Here is a 12,911-nt window from a genome sequence, read left to right on the forward strand (position 1 = left end):
GTGTTGTGAGTGGTCGCACATATCAACTACCTCCATATGCAGGTGGTTGATAGTATACAGATCGCCTTGTTATAACAAATAAATTGGCTAAAAACTCATATAATTCAATTATTAATAGTTCTATTGCAAATTAAATAGCTCTTTAGCATTCGCTGTGGTTATGCTTTCGACTTCATCGATAGTAATACCACGCAATTCGGCGATGTGTTTTGCCACCAATTCTGTATAGGCTGGTTCATTGCGTTTACCGCGATTCGGTGTTGGTGCTAAGTATGGGCAATCTGTCTCTAGAATGACGTAATTCATATCAAGGTGTGGGATCACCTTATCCATCCCTGAATTCTTAAAGGTCGATACGCCGCCTAAACCTAGGTGAAAGCCGAGTGCGTTGATCGCTTGAGCTTCCTCTAAGCTGCTACCAAAGCAGTGGAATACGCCACGTAAGCTGCCATCTTGTTCTGTACGAAGTAGGGCAAGTGTCTCTTCAATAGAATCACGCGTGTGGATCACGACAGGTAGATCGAGTTCTTTTGCCCACTGCAGTTGAGTCACGAATGCCATTTCTTGTTCTGCTTTAAAGGTTTTATCCCAGTACAGGTCGATACCGATTTCACCGACGGCAATAAAATCATGTTTATCGAACCAAGCTCGAATCGTTTTCAGGGTCTGTTCGATATTTGCATCCACATAACAAGGGTGTAAGCCCATCATTGAACGACATACCTCTGGAAACTGAGCTTCCGTCGCGAGCATTGGCTCGATAGATTCTAAATCAATGTTAGGCAATAGAATCGTATCAATACCTTTGGCAAGTGCGCGCTGCACCACTTGTTCGCGGTCTTCGTCGAATTCACTCGCGTAAATATGGGCATGGGTGTCGATCATTATTTTGTCCTGAAAGCAGTCTGTACTGAGTTGTCATGAGTATACGGCAGTGTGAGGAGAAGGTCATTTTTTGCCATTTATCCCTTTTTTTGAATGGGTTTTTCGCTTTACTGCTAGCGTCCTGAGCCATCAGTGATATGCTTTTGCCAGTATTTAGCACTTTTCATATCTAAGCATTTTGGTGTTTAGACTAGGCAAGGAGAATCTAGTGTCTGTTTCAATTCAAGGTCAATTCCCAGGTCGTCGTATGCGTCGTATGCGTAAACACGACTTTAGCCGTCGCTTAATGGCAGAAAATCAATTGTCTGTAGATGACCTAATCTACCCAATGTTTATCTTGATGGGTAAAGAGCGCCGTGAGCCTGTAGAGTCAATGCCAGGTGTTGAGCGTCTGTCTATCGACCTTATGCTTGAGGAAGCGGATTACCTGTCAAAATTGGGTGTTCCTGCGATTGCTCTGTTTCCGGTAGTGAACCAAGATGCGAAAAGCTTATGTGCCGCTGAAGCTCATAACTCTGAAGGTTTGGTGCAGCGTGCAGTACGCTTACTCAAAGAGCATGTGCCAAATATGGGCGTTATTACTGATGTAGCACTCGACCCGTTTACCACTCATGGCCAAGATGGCATCATCGATGAAGATGGCTATGTGATGAATGACGAGACGACTGAAGTCTTGATCAAGCAGGCTCTGTCTCATGCTGAAGCAGGCGCAGATGTCGTTGCACCATCAGATATGATGGACGGTCGTATTGGTAAGATTCGTGAAGCCCTAGAAGAGGCGGGTCATATTCATACCCAAATCATGGCTTACTCTGCGAAATACGCATCGTGTTACTACGGTCCGTTCCGTGATGCGGTAGGCAGTGCTTCGAACCTGAAAGGTGGTAACAAAAAGAACTACCAGATGGACCCAGCAAACAGCGATGAAGCAATTCACGAAGTGGCCATGGATCTTAATGAAGGTGCGGATATGGTGATGGTTAAGCCAGGTATGCCTTACCTAGACATCGTGCGCCGTGTTAAGCATGAGCTACAAGCGCCTACTTTTGCTTACCAAGTGTCTGGCGAATATGCGATGCATAAAGCTGCGATCCAAAATGGTTGGTTGAAAGAGCGCGAAACCGTAATGGAATCACTGTTGTGCTTCAAGCGTGCTGGTGCGGATGGCATTCTGACCTATTTCGCTAAAGATGTGGCTGAGTGGCTTGCCGAAGACAATGCACAAGCAGCAGAGCACCTAAAAGAAAAGTAACGATCTAGAGTTGCTTAATTGATCACTAAAAGGGTTGGCCGTTGTGCCAGCCCTTTTGTTTTATGAGGATGACACAATATGTCTGTTATTGTGCGTGAAGGCTCGTTAGAAGAGGTTGTTTCTGTTGTTGAACAGATTGCCGAGTTTGCCAAAAAAGAGAGTGTAGCATCTTTATCGGAGCGATTAGCGGGTAAAACAAGCCTGATCCTCGTTGCTGAAGAAGCGGGTGTGTTACTGGGTTTTAAGATCGGTTATGAATTGGATGAAAACACATTTTATAGCTGGTTTGGTGGTGTTTCATCATTGGCGAGGAACAAGGGTGTGGCGCAAGCGCAACTTGATGTTCAAGAGCAGTGGGTGAAGCAACAGGGCTATCAACAACTGAAAGTGAAATCTCGTAATCAGTTTCCAGCCATGCTGCGTTTGTTATTGAGAAATGGTTACCTAATCGAAAAATTAGAAGAAAAAGAAGACATTAATGCCCATAGAATTCATTTTTTGAAGCAAATTTGAGCACTATAATTAAAGAATTAGAAATTAAATGAGATTTATTATCATTTAAGTGTTGACTATTAAATGAGAATCATTATTATTAACTTCGTCTTAGGGAATGAGGAAATGTTCACAAGGATGTTAAGTACTCAAGTATCTACTTGGCTACTCAACAGAATTCTCGCGAACTTGTACTAAGTTCTTTTTGACACGACATTGCTCACATTGCTTCCAGTGTAATTTATAGCTTTTAGGTAAAGCTGTGATATTCAATTTGAATAGCTTTACCGGTTTTTGCTAGGCGACATCTTCGGGTGTCGCTTTTTTTATATCTCAATTTCAACAAGATGCATATTTAGTGGCACGTATTTTTATGAATAAAACGCCATCAGCATTCTTTTCCACAATCCAAGATCTAAAAAAGATCGTTGATCATATGTTCGATCTGTAAATTAGTTCTTTATTTTCATGTGTTTATATCTATTTTTTGCTTGGCTTAGTCGAGTTCTCAACAGGGTGGATAAATAATATAAACAGAGTTATCCACAGGTGGGCCCTGTCGCGGAACAAAAAATAACAATAAATTGATTACAACGAATACAATCGAGTCAACGGATAAGGATCGACAACGTAGAATCCAATTAGCAGACGTGGCATCCTTAACAGATTATTTCTGTACTTACTGGATACACAAACATTATGGCTCGTATTCCTGATAATCCATTGATTTTGATCGATGGCTCTTCTTACCTATATCGCGCGTTCCATGCTTACCCTGGCACCATGAGTAATGGTGATATCCCAACCAATGCTGTTTATGGCGTGGTTAACATGCTGCGCAGCATGATGCGTCAATTTGCTTCTGATCGTATTGCGGTTATTTTTGATGCGAAAGGGAAAACGTTCCGTGATGATATGTACCCAGAGTACAAAGCAAACCGTCCACCGATGCCTGATGATCTTCGTTGTCAGATCGAGCCACTGCACAACGTAATTCGTGCAATGGGTCTACCGCTTATCTCTATCCCTGGGGTAGAAGCTGATGACGTAATTGGTACGCTGGCTTCTCAAGCTTCTGCGATTGGTATGCCTGTTCTCATCAGTACTGGCGATAAAGATATGGCCCAACTGGTTGATGACAACGTTACTTTGATCAATACCATGACCAATGTGGTGATGGATCGTGAAGGCGTTATCGAGAAGTTTGGTATCCCGCCAGAGTTGATCATCGATTATCTTGCACTGATGGGTGATAAAGTCGATAACATCCCAGGTGTTCCGGGTGTGGGTGATAAGACAGCAACGGCATTACTGCAAGGCATTGGTAGTATCGAGAAGCTGTATCAAAACCTTGATGATATTGCGGCACTTGGTTTCCGTGGTTCGAAGACGATGGCTAAGAAGCTGGCTGATAATAAAGCCAATGCTGACATGTCTTACGAGCTTGCGACGATTAAACTCGATGTTGAATTAGAAGACACGCCAGAGTCTCTTGTTAAAGCACAACCAAATACCGATGAACTCATTAAACTATACGGCCAACTGGTCTTCAAATCTTGGCTGAACGAGCTACTTGAAGGTGGCAGCGGTGTCGTTGAGGCAGATGAGAAATCTGGCTCGGTACGCAGCAGCACGACATCAACCACTTCTACCGTAGAAATGAATACCTCTGCAGTGACGATTGACCGTAGTAACTACGAAACGATTCTAGATGAAGCGTCATTCAATGTTTGGTTAGAGAAGCTCAAAGCCGCAGACGTGTTTGCCTTTGATACCGAGACTGACAGCCTCGATTACATGGTCGCTAACCTTGTGGGTCTATCATTCGCAACCGAAGAAGGCGTTGCCGCTTACGTGCCTGTTGCTCATGATTACTTAGACGCACCGCAACAGTTGGATCGCGATTGGGTGCTTGAGCAGCTGAAACCGATTCTAGAAGATGACGCGCAAGCAAAAGTGGGTCAAAACCTAAAATACGATATGAGTGTGTTAGCGCGCTACGGTATCGAGATGAAAGGCATTAAGTTCGATACCATGTTGGCGTCATACGTTTTCAATAGCGTAGGTGGCAAGCATGACATGGACAGCCTAGCGCTGCGTTTCCTACAACACAGCTGTATCTCATTTGAGCAAATCGCAGGTAAAGGTAAGAAGCAACTTACTTTCAACCAGATTGAGCTGGGTGAGGCTTCTCCATATGCAGCGGAAGATGCTGACGTGACTTTACGTCTGCATAATCGCCTGATGGAAAATATCGAGAAAGATGAAAAGCTAAAATCGATCTATGAAGAAATCGAGGTACCGCTAATTCCCGTGATGTCTCGCATTGAGCGCACCGGTGTATTCATCGATGACATGCTGCTAGGTGCTCAATCGCAAGAGATTGCAGTTCGTCTTGATGAGCTAGAACAGAAAGCTTACGAGATTGCTGAGCAAGAGTTCAACATGAACTCGCCAAAACAGCTGCAAGCGATCCTGTTTGAGAAAATGGGCTTACCAGTTATCAAGAAAACGCCATCAGGTGCGGCTTCGACTAACGAAGAAGTACTGCAAGAGTTAGCGTTGGACTACCCATTACCTAAGCTGATCATTGAGTATCGTGGTCTGGCGAAACTGAAGTCGACTTACACGGATAAGCTGCCGAAGATGATCAACGCTGAAACGGGTCGTGTTCACACGTCTTATCATCAAGCGGTAACGGCGACAGGCCGTTTGTCTTCGACCGATCCAAACCTACAGAACATCCCAATTCGCAATGAAGAAGGTCGTCGTATCCGCCAAGCATTCGTCGCACAACATGGTTGGAAGATCCTAGCGGTCGATTACTCTCAAATTGAACTGCGTATCATGGCGCACCTATCAGGTGATAAAGCGTTACTGGAAGCATTCCAACAAGGTAAAGATATCCACGCGGCAACCGCTGCTGAGATCATTGGCGTTGATATTGAGAGTGTGACCACTGAACAACGTCGTCGTGCTAAAGCCGTTAACTTTGGTCTTATCTACGGCATGAGTGCCTTCGGTTTGGCCAAGCAGCTGGGCATTCCTCGTGGTGAAGCACAGCACTACATGGACACTTACTTCGAACGCTACCCTGGCGTTATGCAGTACATGGAAGACACTCGCAGCGCTGCTTCAGAGCAAGGCTTCGTTGAAACCATTTACGGTCGTCGTTTGCATCTTCCTGAAATCCAATCTCGTAATGGCATGCGTCGTAAAGCGGCTGAACGTGCGGCTATCAATGCGCCAATGCAAGGTACGGCGGCAGATATCATCAAGAAAGCGATGTTGTTAGTGGATGAGTGGATTCAAGCCGAAGGCGATGGTCGTGTGAAGCTCTTGATGCAAGTACACGATGAATTGGTATTTGAAGTTCAAGAGTCAGCTTTAGCCGAAATTGAAAGTAAAGTACAACAATTGATGGAGTCAGCGGCTGATCTAGAAGTACCGTTAGTCGCGGAAGCTGGCCACGGTGACAACTGGGATCAAGCCCACTAATCAGTTTTCGACCTTATTGACTAAATTAGTATGAGCCAGTGCACAAACGCTGGCTTTTTTTTGTCTCGAATAAAGTTGAGTTGTAGAAAGGGGTTAGGTGTTTTAATAAAACATTCATGAAAAAAAACTACAAAAATTGTTTTCATTCCTGAGCAATTGTTGTACATTAATCTCGTAGGGTACAGAGGTAAGATGTTCTATCTTTCAGACCTTTTGTTTCACGTTATTGGATTAGGCTGATTCAGCCGCCCCAGCCAGCATTTGGCTGGGGCGTTTTTTCTTGTGCGAAAGAAAAATATTTCCAACCTATAATTCCCTCGTTAATCTGCTTCTTTTTAGTACCTTTTCTATTCTTCTCGAAACTTTCTCTCTATCACTTGATTTGTCTTAAATCTGGAATTTGATCAGCAATTGGTAATTTAAATCCGTCTCTAAGTGGATTGTTTTATTCTTGGAAATAACTTTTATTTTACAAGTTACTCATAATGCATTGATCACTTACGTCTTATTTATCAGTACATTGAGTGGGTGAATGCTCAATGTAATCCATGATTTCTTGTTGTTTTTCGGTACTGAATTTAAGTGCTTCGGCTGTGATCTGTATTGAGTGCGCCATGGAAGAGATGTTATGGGTCGCTTTCACCAAGGTTTGCTGCATGGGTTTAAGGATAAGTAGATAGATAGCGGTCAACGCGATAACAATGACCGCGATCACCGCCGCCAACGCAATAATGATTTTAGTTTGGATATCATCTAGCAGTAATTGACTGGTTTTCTTAAAGGCGATACGAGAATTGTCTAAGGCTTGCGGCAGTTGGTTGAGGGATGTTTTGGTTGAACTGGCAAGCTTATTAATGCTCTCAACAGTTTGATTCAATGCTTGCTGCTGGTCATCGCTGAGGTTGGGGTTGTTGACGATGGCTTGCAACGATTGTGATATCACCTCGAGAGATTCACTTGCCTCCTGAGCGTACTTCTCCATGCCGTCGAGATCTAAGGTCATATCAACATTGACCAGAGCGGCCTCGGTCTTGGGCTGTTCCGCTTCAGACGTTGCACCGGAAAATGAGATCAATATAAGCGCGATGGTAGCCAAGGTTTTTTTCCACATGAGTATTCCTTTCTCACTATTCTGTTTGTCAAAGGTTGTCTTTTAGTATGGTTCACTTCTCTCTCTTCTAACTGATTAATCTTGTCTTCAACTCTCAAGATCTAGGTTTAACTCACTAATTTGTGGGTAAAAAAATACCCCACCTATAAAAGGCAGGGTATTGATAAGGCTAAATCACTTGTTGTCAGTGCTTTAACCCAGATCTATATAGAGGAACTACTCTGAGTCGTTTTGCTCTTCGTCAGCTAACTCATCAATGATTTGATCGGCAAATACCGGAGCAAACCACTCATCCATCTTGGCACGCAGCTGGTCAACGCCGATGCCCTTCATTGAAGAGAAGACATCAACTGCAACATCACCACCGAAAGATTTCGCATCGTTACGGATTTTCAGTAGCTGTGCTTTGCGCGCGCCACTCTTCAGTTTGTCTGCTTTTGTTAACAAAACCTGTACTGGGATGCGGCTATCGATAGCCCAGTAGATCATTTGTTGGTCAAGGTCCTTCATTGGGTGACGGATATCCATCAATACCACTAAACCTTTTAGGCTTTCGCGTCGTTGTAGGTATTCACCTAGCGACTTCTGCCATTTTTTCTTCATCTCAAGCGGTACTTGAGCGAAGCCATATCCAGGTAAATCGACAATGTGACAGCCGTCGGTAACCTTAAATAGGTTAATTAGCTGAGTTCGACCTGGGGTTTTACTGGTTTTCGCCAAGCTTTTTTGGTTTGTAACGCGGTTTAGTGCGCTAGATTTACCAGCATTGGAGCGTCCTGCAAACGCAATTTCGATCCCTTCGTCTTCTGGTAAGTGACGAATATCAGGTGCACTGGTAATGAAATGCGTGTTTTGATAATGAATTTTTACGCTCACTGTTAACTCCATCTCGACTTTGTGTAGTCGATTGATTACTTTTTTGTGAATTTGTGTAAAATAACCGTGCTCGGCATAAGGTCGCCTATTGTACCATGAGTGGCAACATAGAGTGGTACTGGAAGCTTGATAATTATAATGGAATGTCATGAAGAAATTAGCGCTAATTTTGAGTCTTTTAGCCAGCTGCTCAGTATGGGCTCAAGGTAGTATTGAAGCTGGTAAAGCCAAATCACAAACATGTGTTGCCTGCCACGGTGCTGACGGCAACAGTCTGATCACGCAGTACCCTAAACTGGCTGGTCAACATGAGAAGTATCTAGAAAAGCAACTTAAAGAGCTTAAGCTAGGTATGACGAGTGGTGGTAAGCAAGGTCGTTATGAACCTGTAATGGGTGCAATGGCGATGCCTTTATCTGAAGAAGATATGGCTGACCTAGCGGCATACTACGCATCTCTACCTATCTCGAACAACTCTACACCTGAAAATGTTGTAGATGAAGGCAAGGTTCTTTACACCGCGGGTAACGCAGAACGTGGCGTAACGGCGTGTATTGCTTGTCACGGTCCACGTGGTAACGGTACCGAGCTTTCTGGTTTCCCTAAAATTTCAGGCCAACACGCAGATTACATCAAGGCTCAACTTGAGAAATTCCGCGATGGTAGCCGTAATAACGACATGAATGCGATGATGCGTGATGTAGCTAAAAAGTTAACAGACGCAGATATCGATACCTTATCGAAGTACGTTGGTGGTTTACACTAATATGTCGGTTTCTTGTTCTTAGCCAGAACAAAGAAATGTACGTTCGAGCAAGATTGAAGAGACGCCCTAATCAGCAATGGTTGGGGCGTTTTCTTTTTTATTGATTTTATTTATGCGTTTTTATCTCATGTCTAATTTATCAATGTGTGTTCGATTTGTGTACGAAAGTGTGAAGTCGCACTCTTGTAGTCTTTTTGTAACACGGTAAAGTAACCGCCATCAGCTAGGAGCTGACTTAGATATGGATGGTCATCTAGTCTAACGGTATAGACAGAAACGGATCAGGCTAGGACAGCCCAGCAACAAGGTGTTAGAAAAGGATAGCCAAAACTCATCAGGACGATGAACAACAAATAAATTTGGCATGGAAAGCACCAATAACAAATGGAGATTTGTGTACCAAGTTGAGTATACAAATTTTGGCCGATATAGGCAGATTTAGAGAGCGATAGGTTTTCCTATCGCTTTTTTTATTGATTTGATGAAAAAACACCCAATACCCCTCCACTATAAACTCAGTTTCTGGTATGTTTCGCATCCCTGTTTAAGGATGTGCTATGTATACTTGTCCCTTATGCCATCACCAAGGCGTGAATCACTATTTTGAAGACAAACGTAGAGCGTATCTACAATGTCAGCAATGTGAGCTGGTATTTGTTAAACCTGAACAAAGGTTAGAAGCAAAAGAAGAAAAAGCACACTATGATCTCCATGAGAACGATCCTAGTGATGCGGGCTACCGCCGCTTTTTATCTCGCATCGCGGATCCCTTAACAGACAAAATTTCATCTAACTCACAAGGGTTGGATTTTGGTTGTGGCCCAGGCCCTACGCTATCTATTATGTTAGAAGAAGCCGGACACACCATGGAGTTGTACGATATTTATTACCATCCAGAGACCTCTGTGTTGGAGAAAACGTATGACTTTATGACTGCTACCGAGGTGATAGAGCATCTTTATCACCCAGACAAAGTGTGGCAGCAATGGTTGAATTTAGTTAAACCCAAGGGCTGGATTGGTCTCATGACTAAGCTAGTAATAGACGTAGATGCGTTTGCTGGTTGGCACTATAAGAATGACCCGACTCATGTCGTCTTCTTTAGTCGTCAAACATTCCAGTTTTTGGCTGAGCGGGATAAGCTCGAACTAGAATTTTTTGGAAGTGATGTAATTTTACTGAGGAAAGTGCAGTAATGGGTCGTAGTAAGAAATCAAGAAAGCCGGGAGCACTTGGTGCTCCTGAACCTATGGTAACTAGAAACCGTAGTGAATCTGATGTTGAAGGTCGTGAACGCAAGCGTGTTAAAAAGCGCAAAGGTCTTAAATCTGGTAGCCGTCACTCAGATGGTAGCGAAGCGAGACAGCGTAAAGCTGCACAAGATCGTGACCCTCGTTTAGGCAGCAAGAAAAAAATTCCGCTGATTGTTGAGCCTGTTAAGAAGCCGACGAAACAAGAGCGCAAGCTATCTAACGAACAAGAGTTAGAGATGCTTGAGAATGATGCTCAACTGAACACATTGTTAGATCGTATCGAAAATGGTGAAAACCTAGGTGCAGGTCTACAGAAGTTCGTTGATGAGAAACTTGATCGTATTGAACACCTAATGGGCCGTCTAGGTCTGCTAGAGCCAGAAGACGATGAAGAAGAGATCTTCGAAGAAGCGCCAATCGCATCGAAGAAGAAAGCAAGTTCTGATGAAGACTTGTTGTCTCAATTCGAAGATATCGATTTAGACAGCTTTAAAGGTTAAGACGAAATGAATGTAACCTTATTAGCAATTGCTGGTGGAATTATCATTCTCGGCTTGGGCTCTTATGCAGGTTACCTTCTACTTCAAGTGAAGAAGCAGACGGAGTTGCAAAAGCAGTATCAAGCACTTGCCATTGAAAAACGTAACGCAACGATTTACGACAACGTAAATACCTTGTGTTTAGCGGGTATTCAAGGCCAGTGTGATTTACCTGAGATCAGTATCCGAGTGTGTATCATTATGGATAACGTTCAGGGTGATGAGCGTGTCGATTTTGATTCTGAATATCCTGCTCTTTCTGAGCTGTACCATATCGTTAAAGATATGGCGCGCGGAGACGGAAGGCAGGAACTGACCAAGAAAGAACGCATGCAGCAGAATCTCACTCGCCACAAGGCAGAGACTCGCTTGAATGATGCGGTTATCGAAGATTTGAAAAGGTTGCAGGAGAAGGTTAAGCCTCTCAACAATCAAATCAATATTCAGATGATCTAGTCACTGAGACTTTTAATATAGAGGCTTGTTTAACATTCAGTTTTTAAGACACGCTGCTTTTAATACATATGCATTTAAGACGCTTTGCCTTAAATGCCTAGTGTTTTTAAGTCGCCTTGTCTTTTAATAGACAATGTTAAATGAGCCTTCTTACCTTTTGCGTCTCGTTAATCCCGACGCTTTGTTAGTGATCAAGCTAGCAGTTCTGAGTTTTTGTCTGAAAAATTGATTTTGTCTTGGAACGACCTTACTGGTCGTGTGGCAAAATAACCCGTCTATATTTTAATGTATGTAAAATGATTTGAGAGACCTTAGGTTCTCGCGGATCTAAATTGGAATTACCGCTATGTCGAGCAAGCCAGTAACAACGAATCAGCAAATCGTTTGGGATCAAGAGATCTTAAACAAGTACAACTATTCGGGACCTCGTTACACTTCATATCCAACAGCGTTGGAGTTTCATGAAGCGTTTACCGTCGCTGATTACGACATGGCGTGTACTCAGTACCCAGAGCGTCCTCTCTCTCTTTACGTACATATCCCATTCTGTCACAAGCTTTGTTACTACTGTGGTTGTAACAAGGTCATTACTCGTCATTCGCATAAAGCCGATGAGTACTTGGATGTGATCGAACATGAGATTCGTCAGCGCGCGTCTTTACTGAATGGCCGCGAAGTGACTCAACTTCACTTCGGTGGTGGTACGCCAACATTCTTAACTAAAGCTCAAATTACCCGTTTGATGCTGATCCTACGTGATGAGTTTAACTTTACGGCTGATGCTGAAATCAGTATCGAAGTTGACCCACGTGAAATCGAATTAGATGTCCTTGACCACCTGCGTAGCGAAGGCTTTAATCGCCTGAGTATTGGTGTTCAAGACTTCAACAAAAAAGTGCAAAAGCTGGTTAACCGTGAGCAAGATGAAGAGTTCATCATTGCGATGGTTCAGCGTGCCAAAGAGTTGGGTTTCCGCTCAACCAACCTAGACTTAATCTACGGTCTACCAAAGCAGACTCAAGCGCTATTTGCTGAAACATTGAAGCAAGTACTTGAGATGAAACCGGGTCGTTTATCGGTATTTAACTACGCTCACATGCCTCAGCTGTTTGCTGCGCAACGTAAGATTAAAGACGAAGACCTACCGGAACCGAAAGAGAAGATGGCAATCCTACAAGATACCATTGAGACTTTAACGGGCGCGGGCTACCAGTTTATTGGTATGGATCACTTTGCTTTACCAGAAGACGAGCTAGCAGTTGCACAGCGTGAAGGTATTCTGCATCGTAACTTCCAAGGCTACACTACCCAAGGTGAAGCTGACCTAATTGGTTTCGGTGTTTCTGCTATCTCTATGGTGGGTGATGCTTACGCACAAAACCAAAAAGAGCTGAAGAAGTACTACGCACAAGTTAACGACCTGCGTCATGCACTTTGGAAAGGTGTTGTTCTAGACAGTGATGACCTACTGCGTCGTGAAGTGATCAAGCAGCTTATCTGTAACTTCAAGCTTGATAAAACCATGATCGAGTCTGAGTTCTCGGTTAACTTTAATCACTACTTCAAAGAAGACCTAGGGCTATTGCAAACCTTCGTTAACGATGACTTGGTTGAAGTCGACGATAAAGAAATCCGCGTAACTCTACGTGGTCGTTTGTTGATTCGTAATATCTGTATGTGTTTCGATAAATACCTACGTGCTAAGGCTCGCCAACAGCAGTTCTCTCGCGTTATCTAATCGTTCGATTGAGAATAGAAACATAAAAAATGCCAGCATCATGCT

At 43.4% G+C, this 12,911-nt stretch carries 12 protein-coding genes; 9 read left to right on the forward strand and 3 right to left on the reverse strand.

What is annotated here, in order from left to right; translation table 11 throughout:
• Positions 1 to 120: 120 nt before the first annotated feature.
• Positions 121 to 885, reverse strand: coding sequence for a TatD family hydrolase (locus tag IHV80_RS00515; RefSeq protein ID WP_192889715.1), 765 nt, complete (start codon positions 883 to 885; stop codon positions 121 to 123).
• 208 nt (positions 886 to 1,093) lie between these two features.
• Between IHV80_RS00515 and hemB the strand changes: the two genes are divergently transcribed.
• The 4 genes from hemB to IHV80_RS25500 all read left to right on the forward strand — a co-directional run bounded on the left by hemB (position 1,094) and on the right by IHV80_RS25500 (position 6,367).
• Complete coding sequence (gene hemB / locus IHV80_RS00520) at positions 1,094 to 2,137, forward strand: porphobilinogen synthase (protein WP_192889716.1); 1,044 nt, start codon at positions 1,094 to 1,096, stop codon at positions 2,135 to 2,137.
• A gap of 78 nt (positions 2,138 to 2,215) precedes the next feature.
• The gene (locus tag IHV80_RS00525; protein ID WP_192889717.1) at positions 2,216 to 2,650 is read left to right on the forward strand and encodes a GNAT family N-acetyltransferase; all 435 of its coding nucleotides are present in this window, start codon (positions 2,216 to 2,218) and stop codon (positions 2,648 to 2,650) included.
• A 678-nt stretch (positions 2,651 to 3,328) separates the two neighbouring features.
• Positions 3,329 to 6,127, forward strand: a complete 2,799-nt coding sequence (gene polA, locus IHV80_RS00530; RefSeq protein WP_192889718.1) for a DNA polymerase I — start codon at positions 3,329 to 3,331, stop codon at positions 6,125 to 6,127.
• A gap of 192 nt (positions 6,128 to 6,319) precedes the next feature.
• On the forward strand, positions 6,320 to 6,367 hold the full coding sequence (locus IHV80_RS25500) for a hypothetical protein (RefSeq protein WP_438356636.1): 48 nt from the start codon (positions 6,320 to 6,322) through the stop codon (positions 6,365 to 6,367).
• 265 nt (positions 6,368 to 6,632) lie between these two features.
• Here the strand turns inward: IHV80_RS25500 and IHV80_RS00535 are convergent, their stop codons facing one another.
• Both IHV80_RS00535 and yihA read right to left on the reverse strand, forming a co-directional pair.
• On the reverse strand, positions 6,633 to 7,238 hold the full coding sequence (locus IHV80_RS00535) for a GTP-binding protein (RefSeq protein WP_192889719.1): 606 nt from the start codon (positions 7,236 to 7,238) through the stop codon (positions 6,633 to 6,635).
• A 216-nt stretch (positions 7,239 to 7,454) separates the two neighbouring features.
• Positions 7,455 to 8,114, reverse strand: a complete 660-nt coding sequence (gene yihA / locus IHV80_RS00540; protein ID WP_009848045.1) for a ribosome biogenesis GTP-binding protein YihA/YsxC — start codon at positions 8,112 to 8,114, stop codon at positions 7,455 to 7,457.
• 148 nt (positions 8,115 to 8,262) lie between these two features.
• Between yihA and IHV80_RS00545 the strand changes: the two genes are divergently transcribed.
• The 5 genes from IHV80_RS00545 to hemN all read left to right on the forward strand — a co-directional run bounded on the left by IHV80_RS00545 (position 8,263) and on the right by hemN (position 12,866).
• Positions 8,263 to 8,880: a c-type cytochrome gene (locus IHV80_RS00545; protein ID WP_017109224.1), complete on the forward strand. Its 618-nt coding sequence runs from the start codon at positions 8,263 to 8,265 to the stop codon at positions 8,878 to 8,880.
• Positions 8,881 to 9,437: 557 nt separating this feature from the next.
• The gene (locus IHV80_RS00550) at positions 9,438 to 10,076 is read left to right on the forward strand and encodes a class I SAM-dependent methyltransferase (RefSeq protein WP_017107910.1); all 639 of its coding nucleotides are present in this window, start codon (positions 9,438 to 9,440) and stop codon (positions 10,074 to 10,076) included.
• Positions 10,076 to 10,633, forward strand: a complete 558-nt coding sequence (gene yihI / locus IHV80_RS00555; RefSeq protein ID WP_192889720.1) for a Der GTPase-activating protein YihI — start codon at positions 10,076 to 10,078, stop codon at positions 10,631 to 10,633. The genes IHV80_RS00550 and yihI overlap by 1 nt, the downstream gene beginning before the upstream one ends.
• A 6-nt stretch (positions 10,634 to 10,639) precedes the next feature.
• Entirely contained in the window at positions 10,640 to 11,128 is a 489-nt protein-coding gene (locus tag IHV80_RS00560; RefSeq protein ID WP_192889721.1) for a DUF2489 domain-containing protein, read from the forward strand.
• Positions 11,129 to 11,474: 346 nt separating this feature from the next.
• Entirely contained in the window at positions 11,475 to 12,866 is a 1,392-nt protein-coding gene (gene hemN, locus IHV80_RS00565; RefSeq protein WP_192889722.1) for an oxygen-independent coproporphyrinogen III oxidase, read from the forward strand.
• The last annotated feature ends 45 nt before the right edge of the window (positions 12,867 to 12,911 follow it).

It is taken from the genome of Vibrio bathopelagicus (genome assembly GCF_014879975.1).
GTDB classification, from domain to species: domain Bacteria; phylum Pseudomonadota; class Gammaproteobacteria; order Enterobacterales; family Vibrionaceae; genus Vibrio; species Vibrio bathopelagicus.